Here is a 19,447-nt window from a genome sequence, read left to right on the forward strand (position 1 = left end):
CCGACTAATTTTATTTCTGTATCTTTACCCATGTTGAAGTTTTTTGGTGCAAAACAAAACTACAACATTGAGGGGAAACCATTTGGGAGTACCCTCTTTTATATTAATTTAGTCGGTCAGTAGTGATTTATTCGTATTATTACAATGTTTTTAATCTATTTTTCATTGTGGAAAAATATGCCGCTATGAAGAAAACAAATTGGCGAAAATACATATCGGTAATTATTGTTATAACTTTTACTATTTTTTTAAGTAAATTATTTTTTCAATATTATAAAGGTGTTGAATATGAAATACCATTTCAGTCAATGTCAGATAATGTAAATTTCATGGGGCATATATTATTAAAATCAAGTTCCGCATTTCTTCCTAATGAAAATATTAAAGTAAAAATTAAATTCATTTCCTATAATGATAGTTTAGAAAACGCTTTAAAGAATTGTGAATATTTTTTTATCATATTCAACAATTCCTTTGATCCAAATGAAAAAACAAAGAAAAATAATAGTTATAATAGTAAATATATTGCACAAAGATTTACAAGTTTTGTTTATTTGCAATGGGTGGAGCCGAGAATATTTGAAGGAGTTGGAAACATTGAGTATTTGTCTCCTGGGAACTATGGTTTTACCATCATGGGTTATCATAAGGATATAATATTATACGATAGAAAAGACGGGATCGTGATAGGTAGTACTTCTGATCTTTTAGCAAAAAGGACAAATGATTTGTTGTTATACATCTCTCTTTTTGGTTTAATCTTATTTGTTTATACCGAATTTATTAAAAAAGGGGATACTCTAAACGATAATATAAAGATTGAACCCAAACTGAAGCAAACCAATCCCAAAGTATAAACCACCCGTAACTTGCTAAAAACCCAAATATTACCAGAATTGTTGCCTTAAACTTATTTTGGATAATATACAAGCCAGTATATACTGGATAAGCGCAAAGGGCAATGCCTGCCAATCCAATAATAATATAAATCAGGAAAATAAAATAAGTAAAAATTGGAATGATGGAGATTAACACACACTTTAAACAACTGATTTTCTTAAAGTTATGGAAATAACAAGCCCGATTGGGTTTGTTTAGTATGTAGTTACCAAAATTAAATAATAATGTTTTAATTTTATTAAAATTTGACCAGATTTTAATATATATAGCAATTATTTATGGCTTATATTTTCTATTCCAAAAAAAACAGAAAAATGAAGAAATTGATTTTTATAACTTATAAACATTTTTCTAACCGCAACTATCCCAACAAATCAGATTTCAGAATGAAAATAAAAACGAATTATAAGAGATTAGTATGTCCAGGAACGATTTTATTTTTAACTTTAATTATCACTTCTTGTAAGACGGTAATGATTAAAGATAGAGTCGAGTCACTGGTTATTCAGAAACAAGGAAGCTTTGCTGTGGGCGGGACAGTGATTAGTAATCCCGGCACATTTAACCCTTATACTCGAACACCTGCGGGACAGACCTTTCATGGCGACCATGCGTACATCGTCTATCAGATCCCGGAGAAACCCCGCAAGTTTCCTTTAGTATTCTGGCACGGTTTTGGGCAGTTCTCTAAGACATGGGAAACCACCCCCGACGGACGGGAAGGCTTTCAAAATATTTTCCTGAGGCGTGGTTTCGGGGTATATCTCATCGATCAGCCGCGAAGAGGTAATGCTGGTCGCAGTACCGTGGCAGCAACTATCACGCCTACAGCCGATGAGCAGGAGTGGTTTGGTACATTTCGCATTGGTATATGGCCCGATTATTTCCCGGGTGTTCAGTTCGCAAAAGATCCGGAAACGCTGAACCAATATTTTCGTCAAATGACACCCAACACCGGGCCTTTTGACATGGAAGTGATTTCGGATGCCGTTTCTGAACTTTTTAACAAAATCGGGCAAGGAATCCTCGTTACTCACTCGCAATCAGGTGGTCCCGGTTGGCTGACAGCTGTTAAAAATCAGCAGGTAAAAGCTGTCGTAGCTTATGAACCCGGCAGCAATTTCATCTTCCCGGAAGGAGAAGTGCCTCCTCCCATACATAGTTCTGCAGGCCCGTTGGCGGCGATTGGCGTACCGATGTCTGATTTTATGAAGCTCACGAAGATCCCAATCATCATTTACTATGGGGATAATATCCCCGACCAACCGATGGGAAATCCAGGCCAGGACGGTTGGCGTGCACGTCTTGAAATGGCCAGATTGTGGAGAGATGCCGTGAACCGGTACGGCGGTGATGTAACCGTGGTACATTTGCCCGAAATAGGCATCCATGGGAATACACACTTTCCATTTTCGGATCTGAACAATGTAGAAATCGCGGACTTATTATCTAAATTTCTGCATGATAAAGGTTTGGATTGATATGCCGACTTTCCTCCCTCTATATAATCCCTTCTCCCCAATTGTGCGAGGGGGCGAAAATTCGCGTAAATCCGTCGCATTCGCTTTTATCTGCGTGCAATTAAATAGTATAATCCCGTAACTTTGAATAAAAATCAGAATATGTGTAAGCGTTTCAATAAGATTAAAAATTCATTACTGATATGCATTCTGCTGGTGACCATCATTTCCTGTCAGCCGTATGCCGATCATCCGAAAGCTGTCCAAACCGCGCAGCTAAACCTGGAAGAAATAACAATTACCCAACTGCAGCAAGGTTACAGGGAAGGTAAATTTACCATTACTGACGTTGTCGAAGCTTACCTGGAACGCATCGATGCGATAGATAAAAATGGTCCACAACTTAATTCAATTATCGTCATAAACCCGGATGCCCTGCAAATTGCAGCGGAATTAGACAAAGAGATGGCAGCCGGAAAAACCAGGGGGCCTTTGCACGGAATTCCCATTATCCTGAAAGATAATATTGATACACGCGATAAAATGGCAACTACGGCCGGAGCCACTGCCTTAAGGAATTCCTATCCCCTTAAAGACAGTTGGGTTGCCAAAAAATTAAAGGAAGCGGGGGCAATTATTATCGCAAAATCTAATCTGAGTGAGTGGGCAAACTTCCGTGCCAGCTTATCTTCGAGCGGCTGGAGCGGAGTCGGGGGACAGACCAAAAATCCTTATGTGCTCGACCGGAACCCTTGCGGCTCAAGCTCCGGCTCAGGGGTGGCCGTGTCAGCTAATCTCTGCGCACTGGCTATCGGAACGGAAACTGACGGATCGATTGTCTGTCCGTCCAATAACAATGGCATTGTCGGGCTTAAACCAACTGTCGGACTGATCAGCCGTTCGGGGATCATTCCCATCTCTTTCACACAGGATACACCAGGGCCAATGGGCCGCACGGTGGAAGATGTGGCAATAAGCCTGGGCAGTTTAACCGGAATTGATTCGACAGACAGTAAAACACTGAATTCGGCAGGAAATTATCAAACCGATTATACTCAATATTTAAAAAAAGACGGACTCAAAGGCAAGCGCATCGGGCTTCTTAAGGAATCCATGGGGTTTCATTATAAAGTGGATATCCTGATGGATCAAACTGTTGCTTACTTAAAAAGCCAGGGAGCAGAAGTAATTGAATTGGAATTTGCTTTGCCTGCCGCGGTGGAAAAGGCTTCTTTACGGGTCTTGTTTTTCGAATTTAAAGACGGGCTAAATAAGTATTTTACAAGCCTGGGAAATGATTCAATCGTAAAGAGCCTTAGTAAATTGATCGCTTTCAATAAATCAGATTCAACAGAACTCAGGTATTTTGATCAGAAATTACTGGAAATGGCTGAAGAGAAAGGAGACCTGGAATCACCGGAATATATGGAAGCATTGGCCACGATGCTGAAAGGTACGAGGGAAGAAGGCATTGACAAACTCATGAATGAGTACAGTCTTGATGCAATCATGGTACCGACAGGATCCCCGGCCTGGAAAACAGACCTTGTCGATGGTGACCATTACATGGGTGGAAACTCTTCATTTGCTGCAATAGCCGGTTATCCGAACATCACGGTCCCTATGGGATTTATTGATGAATTGCCGGTTGGCGTTTCCTTTTTCGGAAGGGCATGGAGCGAACCAATCCTGCTGGAAATCGCTTACGGGTTTGAACAGGGCACGAAAATCAGGAAAGCTCCGAAATTTATAAAGACTGATTAATTATTAACTCCTAATTTTGAAATATAAATATTGTCGGATGACATGGAATTAACATCAGGAGATATAAAACTCAGGGGATTTTATAAAACTGATTGTGATAGATTGGCAGAACTTGCCAATAACGAGAATATCAGCCGTAATCTCAGGGATGGCTTTCCCCACCCCTACACCCTTGAGCATGCTGAAGAGTTCATTGTTTTTCAAAAATCTATATTCAAGCAGGATAAGTTATGGAACGAGATAAGATTTGCTAAAATTAACGGTTCTTAAATAAATAGTATGTCTGCAAAAAAGAAAAATCACAAAGTAGATTCAAAAGAAGTAGGATTAGAATTAGGGTTATTGGTATTTAAGTTTTTCCTGAAAACTGAGTATTTGCATTATGGGTATTTTATTGACGGGCTTGAGGCAGATGCTGCTAATCTTAAGAAAGCCCATGAAAATTATGCTGAATTGTTATTTTCTCATATTCCCAAAGGCACAAAAACAATATTAGATGTCGGATGCGGCTCCGGAAAAACAGCTCAGCAACTGTTAGCAAAAGGCTTTAAAGTTGATTGTGTATCACCCAGTCAGATTTTGACAGCCTATGCAAAGAAGTTATTGGGCGATAAGGTTGATTTCTTTCAGTGTAAATTTGAAGACATTATCACGGATAAAAAATATGACCTGGTATTGTTTAGTGAAAGCTTTCAATACATCCCTATGGATAAATCTATCCCAAGAGCACTTGAACTTTTAAATCCAGGCGGTTATATTATGGTTAGTGACTTTTTTAACGCTGATCCTGATGGAAAATCCAAATTGGGTGGAGGGCATGATTATTATCAATGGCTTAAATTCAAAGAATCCTATGCCATAAAAACATTAGTCGAAAAAGACATTACTGCGGAAACCTCATTAACTATCGATATTGTCAATCAATTAAATACAGAAGTTTTGAAGCCTGTCTGGACTTCTGCCTGGGCACTGGGCGAAGATCGTTTTCCTGCCATTATAAAATTTGTCAGAAAGTTTTATAAGAAAAAAATCAGTAAGATGGAGAATAAACATTTTACAGGCCAAAGGAATGGTGAACTTTTCAGGAAATATAAGAAATACATGTTCTACCTGTTTCAAGCTGGGAAATGAAAAATTGCACTGAACCAATGGAAAGAAAAAAAGTCATCATTGTAGGTGGGGGATTTGCAGGTATACAACTGATTGAACACCTGGACCAGGATTTGTTTGATGTTTTGCTCATCGACAAACTAAACCATCACCAATTTCAGCCTTTATTCTATCAGGTTGCCACTTCACAGTTGGAACCAAGCAGCATTTCTTTCCCGTTCCGGAAAATATTCCAGGAAAGGAAAAATACGCAGATCAGGATGGCTGAAGTGTTGAGTGTTGATCCGCCTTCAAATACCATCAGCACTAGTATCGGAAGCTTTAAATATGACTTCCTGGTATTAGCCACCGGGTGTAAAACCAACTTTTTTGGAATTGAAAGCCTGGAGAAAAACACGTTCAGCCTGAAGACAACCTATGATGCTATAAAAATAAGAAACACTATTCTTCAAAGTTTTGAAGACCTGTTGTCTATTGATGAAAGTGAAAAAGAGTACCTGCTGAACATTGTCATAGTAGGTGCCGGGCCAACAGGTGTTGAATTGGCCGGTGCTTTTGCCGAGATCAAAAAAAACATCCTGCCTAAAGACTATCCATTAATCGATTTTAAAAATCTTAAAATTATTTTGCTGGAAGGAAGTGGCCATACGCTCAACAGCATGAGCAACATGGCAAGAAATACTTCTGAGAAATATTTGAAAACCATGGGTGTTATCGTAAAAACCAATGTATTTGTGAGTGATTACGATGGAAAAATAATAACGCTGAATAATGGTGAGTCCATAAAAACCAGGCGTGTAATATGGGCTGCCGGTGTTACCGGGAATATCATCAAAGGAATTGATAAAAAAGTTATAGTTCTGAATGGCCGCATGATTGTTGACAGGCATAACCTGGTAAAAGGCTGTTCGAATATTTATGCTATAGGTGATATAGCTTATATGGAAACACCTGCTTACCCCAAAGGTCATCCCCAGGTTGCCAATGTAGCCATCAACCAGGCCAGGAACCTGGCAAAAAATCTTAAATCATTGCTGAAAAATAAGCCGCTACGGGAATATGAATACAGAAATATGGGTTCAATGGCTACGATAGGTAAAAATAAGGCTGTCGTCGATCTGCCATTCATCCGGTTTCAGGGATATTTCGCCTGGTTTGTATGGATGTTCCTGCACCTGATGCTGATATTAAGCATCCGGAATAAACTGATTGTCTTTTTTAACTGGGCCATAAACTATTTCACAAAGGACACTTCACTTAGATTGATATTGCAGGAGAAGAACCAGGATAAATAAGTTCAAAGTTCAAAGTTCAAAGTTCAAGTTCAAAGGTTTTAAGTTCATCTTTGCACTTTGAACCTTGCATTTTGAACTGAAATCCATCCCTCCATGCCTCCATGCTTCCTTTGAAAAGTAAAAATAAAATTTCAAGTGATGAGAAAACTTATTTTATTTTGAAATCCACATAAAAAATATTTTATCTTTGTTCATTATTATATAAGAATTATTCTTATTTAAGAAGTGTTCCATGAAAACTGATCGGATAAAAAGCCTTCTTCAGAACAATGGCTTGAAAGTCACGCCCCAGCGCCTGGCTGTTCTCGAAGCAGTGAGCGAATTGAAAAACCACCCTACGGCAGACCAGATTAATGAATACATCAGGACTAATCACCCTAACATCGCAACGGGAACGGTTTACAAGACTCTTGAGACCTTTGTCGGCAAAGGAATGATAAAAAAGGTCAAGACCGAAAAAGACATCATGAGATACGATGCCATCCTTGAAAAGCATCACCATTTATATAGTTCTGAATCGGAACGGATTGAAGATTTTTACGACCAGGAACTTAATCAATTGATCGACAACTATTTCAAAAACAAGGATATCCCCAATTTTAAGATTGAGGACATCAAACTTCAGATCATCGGGAAGTTTACCGATTCGAAAAACTTTAAAAATCACACTTAATTAATCATTTAAAAATATATAAACATGGCAAAGAAAAAACTGACCACAGCTTCAGGCAGGCCATTCTTCGAGAATGAAGACAGTATGACCGCCGGCCCAAGGGGCCCAATCCTCTTACAAGATTTTCACCTGCATGAAAAACTTGCCCATTTCAACCGCGAAAGGATTCCCGAACGGGTTGTCCACGCAAAAGGAACAGGCGCATTCGGTAAATTCACCATTACCTATGATATCACAAAGTTCACCCGCGCTAAATTGTTCAGTAAAGTTGGCAATGAATGCCGCATACTTATCCGTTTCTCTACAGTTGGCGGTGAAAAAGGCAGTGCCGATACCGAACGGGACCCCAGGGGGTTTGCCGTGAAGTTTTATACGGAAGAAGGTAACTGGGATCTGGTCGGAAATAATACCCCGGTATTTTTTCTCAAAGACCCCAAGAAATTTCCCGACTTCATTCATACACAAAAGCGTGACCCGAAAACCAATCTGAAAAGCCCCACCATGATGTGGGATTTCTGGAGTCTGAACCCGGAAAGCCTCCACCAGGTAATGATCCTCTTCAGTGATCGCGGGACACCTTATAGTTACCGTAACATGCATGGTTTCGGCAGTCATACTTTCTCAATGATCGATGCAAAAAACGAAAGGGTATGGGTAAAATTCCATCTAAAAACACAGCAGGGAATCAAAAACTTTTCTGGTCCACAGGCCGATGAAATGCGTGGCAAAGATCCGGACTGGGCGCAGCGCGACCTGGTTGAAGCCATCGGCAAAGGCGATTTCCCGAAATGGAACATGAAAATCCAGGTAATGACTGAAGCCCAGGCAAAGACTTTCCGCTGGAACCCGTTTGATCTTTCGAAAATATGGCCGCACTCAGAGTATCCATTGATAGATGCCGGTGTCCTGGAACTCAATGAAATTCCGGCAAACTATTTTGCCGATGTGGAACAAGCCGCTTTCGCACCTTCCAACACCATCGACGGTATAGGCTTGTCGCCGGATAAAATGTTGCAGGGCCGTATCCTGGCTTATCCCGATGCACATCGTCACCGCCTGGGACCGAATTTCGAGCAAATCCCCGTTAACCGACCCATTTCCCCGGCACATAACCACCAGCGGGATGGTATGATGAGCGTGGATGGCAATGGTGGCAGCAGTCCCAATTATTTTCCGAACAGCTTTGACGATATCGTGGCTGATCCAAACTATAAAGAACCACCTTTAAAGCTCGGATGGGATGTTGCTGATACTTACAACCGCAACGAAAATGACGACGACCATTTCACTCAGCCCGGATTGCTTTTCAGGAAAGTTATGACTGAGCAGGAACGCCATAACACGATCAATAATTTTATCGGTGCGATGAGTGGCGTTGCCGGTCCTAAGCGGGATGAAATCATTTTACGGCAATTGAACCATTTTCATAAGGCAGATGCTGAACTTGCCGCAAAAGTGGCGCAAGGACTTAATTTTACCTTTAAGCCCTGACCGTTTTATTTGAAGCTGTCTCAAAAGTATTTTTTACTGCTTAGGCGCTGAGTCGCAGAGAAGGTTAAATTCTTCCCCGCTACCATGCCCCCATGCCTCTGAATTATCCACTATATTCTGAACATTTTTTTAATTGAAATGTTCTATGATCATTATTTAATACTTTGAAAAACTAATACAATGAAAAAAACACCGTTGTTTCTTACAATGATCATTTCCCTGGCATTCAGCATGCCATTTACAAAGGCACAACATGTCACAGGCCCCTTTCAGCTTACCCCGCTGCCCTATGCCTATGATGCCCTGGAACCGTATATTGACGCCCAAACGATGGAGATCCATCACACAAAGCACCTGCAGGCATATGTAAACAACCTGAACGCAGCCGTCAAAGGCACTGAAGCCGAAAAGATGACGCTGGAACAGATTATGGCCAGTACCAAAAAGTTCGATATAAAGGTCCGCAATAATGTTGGGGGCGTTTATAACCATAATCTTTATTTTGCCAATCTTTCTCCAAAGGGGGGCGGGCAGCCGACCGGTGAGCTCGCAACAGCCATTAAAATCGCTTTCGGGAATTTTGACAACATGAAGACCCAGCTCAACAACGCCGGGCTCACCCGCTTTGGTTCAGGCTGGGCTTGGCTTTATGTTACGAAAGATCACAAGCTGGCTATTTGTTCGACACCAAACCAGGATAATCCCTTGATGGACATTGCCGAATTCCCCGGCACACCGATCCTCGCCATCGATGTCTGGGAGCATGCCTATTACCTGGAATACCAGAATAAACGCGGTGATTACCTGAATGCCATCTGGAACGTGATCAACTGGGAAGAGGTCAGTAAGAGGTTTGCCGCGGCGAAGTAGAGCATGGGGGCATGGAAGCATGGAGGCATGGGAACTGCGAACCGCGAACCGCGAACTGGGAACCCCACCGGTCGACAGTATTAATTAGTTTATCGCAATCCTGATTGCTTTCCTGACCTCTCTTACCTTTCCGGCTTCCATGGATAAAAAGTAAATCCCACAGGGAAGGCATGATGTATCCCAGGTAAATTCATGGCTGCCCTTGGAAAGGCAACTGTCAACGATTGTTGCTATGGCAATCCCGAAAACATTAACTATCTGCAGGTGTACTTCCGAACTTTCGGGAAGTGTAAACTGAATGCGTGCATATTTCTTGAAAGGATTCGGCGTAATTTGCAGATGGATGCCATTCCTCCGGGCAATGGGATCAAATAAGCCCGAAGCGTTGATGAGCGGCTTTCCGGCTTCTGTCCAGGCCGAATAGATCAACTCCGCCATCGCATGGGAAGCCCGGCTGAACAAAGGCACGGTGAAACTCATTGATTTCTCCCACAGGGCTTGTTTGTATTCAGAAGATGATGTATTCCCTGCCACACCCCGGGCATAATCATCCGCTTCCATCACTGAGTCGACATAAGTATAATTTGAATAGAGGTAGTTAAAAACATACCCGTTCACATCTGTGACAAATGAGATGTCATCTCCCGGATAATTGATCTGGCCTATGTAAGCATTGATCATGGTCGATTCATAGCGTGAATGGATGCCGTTGTTGCCGCTATATTGTCCGCTGTAGTTCCGGGTAATATGCAGGGGCATATGCGCGTCAGCCACATAGTGCCCCAGGTCGGATGCAAAAAGGACCGCTTTCGCCCAGTCGCGGCGGAGAAAACAATCCACCAGCGAATCATAGGTCGTCAGCGTTGCCCAGGGCAATACCCCCTGGTCGATCACAAAGGACTCTCCATATAAAGCTACCACTGAATCATATGTCTGGGGAATCCTTCCTTCTGTGAGAAACCCGGGATAGTTATCGATATCGATATAATGCCGCGGCCCTTCGTTTGGGTCGGTTTCCTTACGGTCGTCGGCGTCTGAAGCATGTTCGGCAAGGGTAGTGGCCCAGGCTATGAACTGTTCCATTTCAAGGTTGAACGAAAGGGAAGCACAGTTGTTAATCTTATAATGCCCGGTATAGCCCCAGCTCATAAGGGCGAGAGACAGGGCAAGGAGGGAGAAGAGTATGATTTGTTGTTTTAGATATCGCATCAGATCTTTTAATTAATCAGCCAAATCTAAAGATTATTTCGAAGATGGAAGGTTTATTTTATTCACCACATAGGCACATAGAACATATTGATTAACACAATAGATTCTATGTGTTTTTCTCTTGTGCTCTATTGTGCCTATTGTGGTTAATTAAAGTATCTATTTAATAGCTATTTTTGATTAAAAAAAATGCGAACGCTTATTCTTACCATACTCATCTGCACTTTTACAACCCAGTCGTTTATAAGTTATTCCCAGCAAGCCCGCGGAACAATTGAAGACCTGGCTTCAACCCCTGATCTGGCCTGGAAATTTTCCTTACCGGCACCCGTTTTTTCTTCCCCTGCCCTTTCATCAGGATACCTGGTGTTTAGCAGTGCGGAAGGGATGGTTTATTGCCTTAAGGCTGGTGATTAATTCCTTATTTTTGATGGTTAATTGAAAAAGGCCTGGTGATAAACTGCGTAACAACAATTCACCGGTCAGGCAGGGTATCGTGTATAAACTGTGTAAAACACTGGTGATCTATCGAAACCCATTAAAAAAGTAAATCAGTGGACGCCGGACAATCCAAAGTAAAAAGCAAAAACATAAAAGATCTGTGGCTCCAATTGCACGCTAAGCTTAAAGCATTTATCTTGAATAAAGTACGGGATGAAGCCGCCGCTGAAGATCTGCTGCAGGAAATATTCATCAGGATTCATACCAGAATAGACACTCTTCAGAATGATTCAAAGATCCAGGCCTGGATCTATCAGATAACGCGCAATTTAATTTCCGACTATTTTATAAAAATTAAAAAGGAAAAGCAGCAATTGCCCGATCCCGACACGGAAGAACAGGATTCCTCCACCGAATATATGGCTGAAGCCTTGCGGGATATGGCCAACATGATGGATGATCTGCCGCCGGAATATTGTGAAGCATTGTGCCTTACCGAACTGGGAGGCATGAGCCAGAAATTGTATGCCGAAAAAATCGGTATCTCTTACTCCGGGGCAAAATCAAGGGTGCAAAGAGCCAAAATCATGATGAGAAATATGCTGATGAAATGCTGCCATTATCAATTCGATAAATACGGCACGGTCTTCGACATCCATCCCAAAAATTGCTGCTGCTGCCAGATGAGTGAAGAGTGAATAACGAAAAGTGAAAAGTTTTTGTTTTTCACTAGTTAAATGTTCTGCGTCTTTTTTGAAGACACCCCGTCTACATGAAAAAGGAAGTGTCTAATCTTAAAAGTTATCAAAATGGAACAGATCATTAAAATAGCAGGCTACATACTTGAATCATTCATCCACATCTGGCCTTACCTCTTGATAACAATACCACTGGCAGTGGTAGTCCAACAAACCGGGGCGGCAAAGCTGATTCATAAAGCGCTGAGCAAAAAACCCCTGGTTTCAATATTACTTGCAACGCTTGTCGGTGCCTTGAGCCCGTTTTGTTCCTGCGGGGTGATCCCGGTGATTTCCTCTTTGCTGATCGGGGGTGTGCCGCTTGCTCCTGTCATGTCATTCTGGATCGCCTCGCCTTCCATGGATCCCGAAATATTTTTCCTGAGCACAGCGGCAATTGGCTGGGAATTGTCGGTCTGGCGGCTGGCGGCCACCTTTGCAATCAGCCTGTCAGCCGGTTATATCACGTATCTCCTGGTACAGCAAGGCCTTCTCGGTAAAAATATTTTACGCACAAAAAATGTCGTAGTCCAGTTATCAGCTCTTCATCATTCCAATAAAAGTAAAGTGGCAGTAAATTGTTGTATTGCGGGAGAACAAGTGAATTCATGTCATTGTACTGAAATAACTGAAATGCCACCAAATCACCAAAACACTAAACATCACCAAAAAGTCAATATTAAACAAACAACTTTTGTGGGTTTTGGTGCTTTAGTGCTTTGGTGCCAGAAAATAAACTGCAAAAAACTGTTGAAAGAAACCTGGCAGGCCACCTCAATGGTGCTAAAATTCATGGGGATTGCATTTTTTATCAATGCCCTGATTACTTTTTATATTCCGCAGGACTTTCTTATTGATATTTTGAACGGCGACGGCGCTTTTTCAGTCGTTGTTGCCACTCTGGCTGGAATTCCCGCCTATACGACAAATATTACTGCATTGCCCCTAATAAGCGGGTTACTTAAACTTGGCATGAATCCCGGTGCTGCCCTTGCATTTTTAATCGCCGGGCCGGTAACGACTTTGCCTGCAATGGTTGCGGTTTGGGGTATTGCAAGTCGCAAAGTTTTCCTGTTATATTTATCGTTTTCGATTTTGGGATCTCTTCTGACAGGGTTGTTATTCAATATGGTAAATTGAAATAACATGCGTCTATCTGTCGTCCCGGGACTTACAATGATTCACCCTCTTTCTTACCCCGGATTTCATCCGGGGCTATTTTCACATCGCCCTTGCAGGACGTCAATGCGGACTCGTCTATGACCCATAAATAGAAATCGCTCTTTGCGAAGCTTTGCTTATTCTAAGCACAACTTGGCTTGATAACTCAAATATGTGAAGAATATGAATGCCAAAAAATGTATTTAAACCACTTTTTCTTAATTTTATGATGAATATTAAGAACCCTTATTTACATCATAACTTTTATCTCAATTCCACCATGAAACCATACAAAAATTGCCAGAGCTGCGGCATGCCAATGAAAAGGGATGCTGCCGGCGGCGGCACCAATGCCGACGGTACGAAAAACCTGATGTTTTGCAGCCATTGTTATAAGCTTGGGGCTTTTACTTCGCCCGATATGACAGTGGGTGAAATGAGAATCCGTGTTAAAGGGAAATTGAAAGAGATGGGATTCCCCGGGTTTCTGACCGGTTTCTTTACTTCGAATATTCCACGCCTGGAGCGGTGGAAAAATTAACAATTTCACTATGCCCGGCAAACATCAACCCAAACAGGCAAAAGACTGGAAAGACCGACTGGGGATCGTTTATTCGACCAACCCCGATTTTATTTTTGATAAAGGAAAAGGTGAAGAGCCGGATACCCTGCCCCCACAGCAGCAAAACCTGCTGGTCAGACTTGACCGTAAGCAGCGGAAAGGCAAATCGGTCACACTGATAAAAGGCTTTATTGGAAATGAGGAAGACCTGAAAGAGCTGTCGAAAAAGCTGAAATCCAGATTTGGAGTGGGCGGTTCGGCAAAGGACGGGGAGATCATCATCCAGGGGGATTTTGTACAGCGGGTCATCGAATATCTGCTAACAGAGAAGTATAAAGTGAAGAAATCGGGAGGGTAAAAACAGGGTTTCCAACCCTTGTTACTAAAAAAGATGACCAACCAGATCTTCGGCATATTCACAGTTCTCTTTTGCCTTATTGGTTTCTATTTTTCATGGAAATTACAAACCAGGCAGCATTTCAAAGCTGCTGTTGTACTACTGGTTATTTGCGGGTTTGCACTCAGGCTCTATACCTCCTCGGATCTTTACTTGCATGCATGGGACGAAAGATATCATGCCCTTGTAGCTAAAAACATGATTAATCACCCGATGGTCCCTACGTTGTATGATAAGCCTGTCATGCCTTTCGATCACAGGCAATGGTATGCTAACCATGTCTGGCTGCACAAGCAGCCGGTGCCTCTATGGTTGATGGCGGGGAGCATGAGGCTTTTCGGGGTGAATGAAATTGCCCTCAGGCTCCCTTCTGTGCTGATGACCACCCTGGGCATCTGGCTGACTTTCATCCTGGGAAGCTATTTTTTTAACCGCAAAACCGGCTACCTGGCAGCACTCTTTTACGCCATTAACGGGCTGATCCTTGAACTTACAGGGGGAAGACTCCCTACCGATCACATCGACATAGCTTTCCTCTTCTTCGTGGAGCTTTCCGTTGTCTTTATAATTCTCTATATACAGAGACAAGGGACTATCTTCACAATCCTGGCAGGAGTTAGCCTCGGATGTGCCATCCTTTCGAAATGGCTGCCGGCATTGATTATTCTACCTGTCTGGTTACTCATGGTGGCGGACTCCGGGAAGTTTCCCGTTAAAACCATCATCATCCAGTTTTTATTGTTGATCTTTATTACATGTCTCACTTTTATGCCCTGGCAAGTCTACATTTACCGGGCATATCCCGTTGAAGCGGCCTGGGAATCATCGTTCAATCTCCGGCATATCACTGAGGCGTTGGAAGGTCACAATGAACCGTTTTCCTATTTCCTCCGTAAGATCATGATCAATTATGGAGAACTTATTTTCCTGCCCCTTGCCTGGTTTTTGTGGACCTGGAAAAAGAGGCCATATGATTTGAAAAAATGGGCCCTTGGGCTTTGGTTCTTCATCCCACTTATTTTCTTTTCAGCCATTAAAACCAAAATGCAGGGTTATCTATTGTTTACTTCGCCTGTCCTTTTCATCATCACCGCTGAGTTCTGGTACCAGTTGGCCGCCTGGAGAAAGAGGATCAGGTTCCCGGTGCTCATCAATCTTCTGTTAATACTGTTTATTGCTCTTCCTGTCAGGTACTCCATAGAAAGAGCCAAACCATTCGACAAAAGAGAAAAGAACCCTGAATGGGTGAAAGAGCTCAGGGCGTTAAACCTCACGGAAACTGATCCCAAAACCATCTTATTCAATTACCATAGACCGGTGGAGGCAATGTTTTATACAGGGTTCACTGTTTACCAAGGCATCCCGGACCTGGCAACCATCCTGGATTTGCAGGCAAAAGGATACAGGATCATGATCAACGACGATGGCAGCCTGCCCGGAGAATCAAATCATCTTGATGGCATTACCTATCGGAAATTCCGGTAAAGCATGGGCACCAACGAAAGTAAACGGGAAACCAACAATACAACCTAAACTGATAAGTATTGAAATTAGATAGCAATCTGCCGCTAATAAGTAAGGCTTCGTGTGGCGCCAGCCCGGTGTGATATTTGTATAAATATCACCTACTTTTACGCTTCAAATACCATCCGGCATTTTTGCCTGCTATTTAACATAAATTCAAAAACAAAGGAGATTTTACCATGGAACCATATATAACTTCAAATTCTCTAATAGAAAAAACACAATTGTGGCTTAAAAAAATCAGGCCCGTGAATCAACACCGGATGCAATTAAACAAGGAGAAATCAGCACTTCTCATCGTAGATATGCAAAAGTTCTTCCTGGATCCTGCTTCTCCAACTTTTACCTGTGGGGGATTGGCTATTCTTCCGACTGTGAAAAAGCTGATCATGGCCTTTCGGGAAGCCGGCCGACCGGTAATCTATACCTGCCATGTCCATCATCCCGGCCATATTGATGCCGGCATTATGGACTGGTGGTGGGATGGGATGTGCATTGAAGGAAGTGTGGAAAGCAAAGTACATGAGGATATCGCACCACTTCCTGATGAGAAGATAATTTTCAAACATCGCTACTCATCATTCTATAACACCGATCTGGAAATAGTGCTCCGGTGCCTGAAGGTTGAAGATCTTGTAATTTCCGGCATTATGACCAATTTATGCTGCGAATCCACCGCCCGGGACGCTTATTACAGAGACTACAGGGTTTTCTTCCCCGCGGATGGCACGGGATCTGTCAACGAGGAAATGCATTTGGCCAGTTTGCTTAATCTTGCCTTCGGATTCGCTTTTGTGACTGATACAAATACAATTATAAAAGAGTTAGGCATTTCAAAATAATCCCGTATCCTCGACATGTTCCGCACCACGATCAATGTCTGGGGCGATACCTGAGCTAGGGGGTAAACCTAATGAAGCTCACGCCATCACTCGTATACACTGCTTATTTTCATTTTTATCTTTTCTAAAATGAATATCACCAAAGAACAGGCCTTTGAAAAAGTAAAACAACTCGTTGAGCGGTTCAGTGAGCATATTGACGAATACAAAAGGGTCAGCTACAACGAGCATCAGACAAGGGTGGATTACATCAACCCGTTTTTCAAGGCGCTCGGGTGGGATATGGATAATGAACAAGGCTTGGCTGAAGCATACCGGGAGGTTATTCATGAGGACAAGGTCAAAGTCGGAGGCGCTACAAAAGCTCCGGATTATGCTTTTACCCTTTATGGACAACGGAAATTTTTTGTCGATGCCAAAAAACCGAATATTAACATCAAAGACGACATTGGCCCCGCTTACCAGGTCAGGCGCTATGGCTGGAGCGCAAAAGTTCCGGTTTCTGTGATTACCGATTTTGAGGAATTTGCCATATACGACTGCACCAAAAAGCCCAACCCGACCGACAAAGTTTCTGTTTCACGCATAAAATACATTACTTACGACCAGTACCTTGATGAGTTTGATTTTCTCTGGGACATCTTCGCCAAAGAGAACCTTCCGAAGGGCCGGTTTGACAAGTATGTGCTAAGCGACACCAGCAAAAAAGGCACGACGACGGTTGACGACGCATTCCTAAAATCCATAGAAGAATGGCGCACTTACCTGGCCACCAGCATTGCCCTGAGAAATAAATCCGTTTCCGTTGATGAACTGAACTATGCCGTCCAGAAGACCATCGACCGGATCATTTTTCTGCGGATGTGCGAAGACAGAGGCGTCGAGCAATACGGCCTGCTGAAAAAAGCTGCCGAAAAAGGAGATGTTTATCTGAATTTGTTCGCCCTCTTTCGCATAGCGAATGAAAAGTACAATTCAGGGCTGTTTGATTTTAAGGAAGATCATATCACGCAAGGCCTGAGCATAGATAACAAGGTGCTGAAAACCATTATCGGCGAGTTGTATTACCCCAAATGCGAATACGAGTTCTCCGTGATGCCTGCCGATATTCTGGGCAGTGTTTATGAACGGTTCCTGGGTAAGACGATTCGTTTAACTGAAGCTCATCACGCAAAGATTGAAGAGAAGCCGGAAGTAAGAAAAGCCGGCGGTGTTTATTACACACCTAAATACGTGGTGGACTATATCGTAGAAAACACGGTGGGAAAGCTCATTGAAGGTAAAACACCCAAAGAGGTTGAAAGCATCAAGATATGCGATCCTGCCTGTGGTTCCGGGTCTTTCCTGATAGGCGCCTACCAATATCTGCTCATCTGGCACCTGAAATATTACCTCACCCCCGGCCCCTCTCCTGGGAGGAGAGGGGAGGTTTTATCTCCGGATGGAAATCTCACCACTGCTGAAAAGAAACGCATTTTACTCAACAATATTTACGGCGTGGACATTGATCCGCAGGCTGTGAAAGTAACCAAGCTGAATTTGTTGCTCAAAGCCCTCGAAGGAGAAACCCAGGCTTCCATCAGCCAGCAATTGCAGTTGTTTCACGAGAGAGTCCTGCCCAACCTGAGCCAGAACATCAAATGCGGCAACTCGCTGATCGGGCCTGATTTTTACGACAACCAACTGGATTTGTTTTCGGAACAGATGAAGAAGATCAATGCCTTTGACTGGCAGCTCGGTTTTCCGGAAATCTTTAAGCGGGGTTGCGCGTCCGCCGAAGTTTCAGCGAAGGCGGGGTTTGATGTGGTGATTGGGAACCCGCCTTATGTGAGAAGCGAGTTTCTTCCATCGGAACAGAAAGGTTACTTTGGAAATAGATTTCAATCTGCTTATAAACAATACGATATCTATGTTTTATTCCTTGAAAGAGGAATTGAAATACTTAAAAATAATGGACTTTTAGGTTATATTGTTTCAAATAAATTTTTAATAGCTGATTATGGTAAAAAAGTACGTCAATACTTGTTGGATCATACTGCAATTGAACAAGCAATTGATGTTTCTTATGACCAAGTGTTTGGAACTGTAGCTGCATATCCATATGTTTTAATTTTTAAAAAGGAGGAAAGTGAAATAGCACGTAAGAACAATGCAATTTTCTATAGTAATATTCTTACAAGTGAGACTAATTTTGAAGTTGTACAGCAAAAAGATTTTTATAAGGACGATTATATTTTTGATTTTACAACTGCCGGAAATTATTGGATTAAAAAAATGGAAAAGAACACTTTACCTTTAGGAGAAATAACTGAGATTACAAGAGGATTTCGACCACCTTCTAGTGATCTGAGACAAAGTAAAAGTGCTAATGAAAAATATTTAATTGGTAAAGATATTAGTGGAGCTTACAATTTTAAATGGGGCGGGTATTTGGTAGAGTATGATAAAGATAAGATACCCGAATCGAAGCCTATTCAAGTATTCAAACAGCCTAAAATTCTTTTTCGTGATATTGGATTAAAATTTAATGGAATTTATGATGATGAAGGTTATTTGTGCTTGAAAACAATCTATTTCCTTTATTTGGAAAACGAACATAAAAAGTACTCACTTAAATTCATTTTAGGTTTACTTAATTCTACTCTTCTAAACAAGTATTTTCATTTGAAATTTTCAATAGCTCACATTAGGGGTGGATATTTGCGATATCGAAAGCAGTTTGTGGAAAAATTTCCCATATACCAGATTGACATCAATATTTCCAAAGAGAAAGAAATTCATGACCAAATTGTAAATCTTGTAAACAGCTTGATAAAACTAAATGAGCAATTGCAAACAACTACTCTCGAAACCCAGCGCCAGCAGATCCAGCGGTCCATTGACCATTCCGAAAAGAAGATAGATGGGTTGGTGTATGAGCTTTATGGGTCGAGTGAGGAGGAGATTGGGGTGATTGAGGGGAAGGGGTAAGAAAGATCCCTGGGATTTCTTATCTTTGTAAAATACATTCA

At 42.0% G+C, this 19,447-nt stretch carries 18 protein-coding genes; 17 read left to right on the forward strand and 1 reads right to left on the reverse strand.

The window, feature by feature from the left end; translation table 11 throughout:
• Nucleotides 1–167 precede the first annotated feature (167 nt).
• The 9 genes from M0Q51_10520 (at nucleotide 168) to M0Q51_10560 (ending at nucleotide 9,563) form a co-directional block, all read left to right on the forward strand.
• A complete protein-coding gene (locus M0Q51_10520) occupies nucleotides 168–857 on the forward strand; it encodes a hypothetical protein (GenBank protein MCK9400409.1) in 690 nt (229 codons plus the stop codon).
• Nucleotides 858–1,373: 516 nt separating this feature from the next.
• Complete coding sequence (locus M0Q51_10525; protein ID MCK9400410.1) at nucleotides 1,374–2,381, forward strand: alpha/beta fold hydrolase; 1,008 nt, start codon at nucleotides 1,374–1,376, stop codon at nucleotides 2,379–2,381.
• A gap of 141 nt (nucleotides 2,382–2,522) precedes the next feature.
• Entirely contained in the window at nucleotides 2,523–4,124 is a 1,602-nt protein-coding gene (locus tag M0Q51_10530) for an amidase (GenBank protein MCK9400411.1), read from the forward strand.
• A gap of 42 nt (nucleotides 4,125–4,166) precedes the next feature.
• Entirely contained in the window at nucleotides 4,167–4,394 is a 228-nt protein-coding gene (locus M0Q51_10535) for a hypothetical protein (GenBank protein ID MCK9400412.1), read from the forward strand.
• Between the two features lie 9 nt (nucleotides 4,395–4,403).
• The gene (locus tag M0Q51_10540) at nucleotides 4,404–5,255 is read left to right on the forward strand and encodes a class I SAM-dependent methyltransferase (GenBank protein MCK9400413.1); all 852 of its coding nucleotides are present in this window, start codon (nucleotides 4,404–4,406) and stop codon (nucleotides 5,253–5,255) included.
• Nucleotides 5,256–5,272: 17 nt separating this feature from the next.
• The gene (locus tag M0Q51_10545) at nucleotides 5,273–6,529 is read left to right on the forward strand and encodes an NAD(P)/FAD-dependent oxidoreductase (protein MCK9400414.1); all 1,257 of its coding nucleotides are present in this window, start codon (nucleotides 5,273–5,275) and stop codon (nucleotides 6,527–6,529) included.
• A gap of 232 nt (nucleotides 6,530–6,761) precedes the next feature.
• The gene (locus M0Q51_10550) at nucleotides 6,762–7,202 is read left to right on the forward strand and encodes a transcriptional repressor (GenBank protein ID MCK9400415.1); all 441 of its coding nucleotides are present in this window, start codon (nucleotides 6,762–6,764) and stop codon (nucleotides 7,200–7,202) included.
• Between the two features lie 24 nt (nucleotides 7,203–7,226).
• Nucleotides 7,227–8,693, forward strand: a complete 1,467-nt coding sequence (locus M0Q51_10555; protein ID MCK9400416.1) for a catalase — start codon at nucleotides 7,227–7,229, stop codon at nucleotides 8,691–8,693.
• A 231-nt stretch (nucleotides 8,694–8,924) separates the two neighbouring features.
• Nucleotides 8,925–9,563, forward strand: a complete 639-nt coding sequence (locus tag M0Q51_10560) for a superoxide dismutase (GenBank protein MCK9400417.1) — start codon at nucleotides 8,925–8,927, stop codon at nucleotides 9,561–9,563.
• Between the two features lie 84 nt (nucleotides 9,564–9,647).
• On the opposite strand, the gene M0Q51_10565 is transcribed toward M0Q51_10560, so the two are convergent.
• A complete protein-coding gene (locus M0Q51_10565; GenBank protein MCK9400418.1) occupies nucleotides 9,648–10,772 on the reverse strand; it encodes a hypothetical protein in 1,125 nt (374 codons plus the stop codon).
• Between the two features lie 189 nt (nucleotides 10,773–10,961).
• Here M0Q51_10565 and M0Q51_10570 point away from each other — a divergent pair, with 189 nt between their 5' ends.
• The 8 genes from M0Q51_10570 to M0Q51_10605 all read left to right on the forward strand — a co-directional run bounded on the left by M0Q51_10570 (nucleotide 10,962) and on the right by M0Q51_10605 (nucleotide 19,406).
• Nucleotides 10,962–11,189: a PQQ-binding-like beta-propeller repeat protein gene (locus M0Q51_10570; protein MCK9400419.1), complete on the forward strand. Its 228-nt coding sequence runs from the start codon at nucleotides 10,962–10,964 to the stop codon at nucleotides 11,187–11,189.
• Between the two features lie 221 nt (nucleotides 11,190–11,410).
• Nucleotides 11,411–11,911 carry a sigma-70 family RNA polymerase sigma factor gene (locus tag M0Q51_10575; GenBank protein ID MCK9400420.1) on the forward strand — a complete coding sequence of 167 codons (501 nt, stop codon included), beginning with the start codon at nucleotides 11,411–11,413 and terminating at the stop codon, nucleotides 11,909–11,911.
• 111 nt (nucleotides 11,912–12,022) lie between these two features.
• Nucleotides 12,023–13,090 carry a permease gene (locus tag M0Q51_10580; GenBank protein MCK9400421.1) on the forward strand — a complete coding sequence of 356 codons (1,068 nt, stop codon included), beginning with the start codon at nucleotides 12,023–12,025 and terminating at the stop codon, nucleotides 13,088–13,090.
• A gap of 301 nt (nucleotides 13,091–13,391) precedes the next feature.
• Nucleotides 13,392–13,652 (forward strand): zinc ribbon domain-containing protein, encoded by a 261-nt coding sequence (locus M0Q51_10585; GenBank protein ID MCK9400422.1) that lies wholly within the window; start codon nucleotides 13,392–13,394, stop codon nucleotides 13,650–13,652.
• Nucleotides 13,653–13,662: 10 nt separating this feature from the next.
• Nucleotides 13,663–14,031 carry a translation initiation factor gene (locus M0Q51_10590; GenBank protein MCK9400423.1) on the forward strand — a complete coding sequence of 123 codons (369 nt, stop codon included), beginning with the start codon at nucleotides 13,663–13,665 and terminating at the stop codon, nucleotides 14,029–14,031.
• Between the two features lie 33 nt (nucleotides 14,032–14,064).
• Nucleotides 14,065–15,555, forward strand: a complete 1,491-nt coding sequence (locus M0Q51_10595) for a glycosyltransferase family 39 protein (protein ID MCK9400424.1) — start codon at nucleotides 14,065–14,067, stop codon at nucleotides 15,553–15,555.
• Between the two features lie 302 nt (nucleotides 15,556–15,857).
• Nucleotides 15,858–16,436: a cysteine hydrolase gene (locus tag M0Q51_10600; GenBank protein MCK9400425.1), complete on the forward strand. Its 579-nt coding sequence runs from the start codon at nucleotides 15,858–15,860 to the stop codon at nucleotides 16,434–16,436.
• 129 nt (nucleotides 16,437–16,565) lie between these two features.
• Nucleotides 16,566–19,406 (forward strand): N-6 DNA methylase, encoded by a 2,841-nt coding sequence (locus M0Q51_10605; protein MCK9400426.1) that lies wholly within the window; start codon nucleotides 16,566–16,568, stop codon nucleotides 19,404–19,406.
• The last annotated feature ends 41 nt before the right edge of the window (nucleotides 19,407–19,447 follow it).

This window comes from Bacteroidales bacterium (assembly GCA_023229505.1).
In the GTDB taxonomy this organism is placed as follows: Bacteria; Bacteroidota; Bacteroidia; order Bacteroidales; family JAGOPY01; genus JAGOPY01.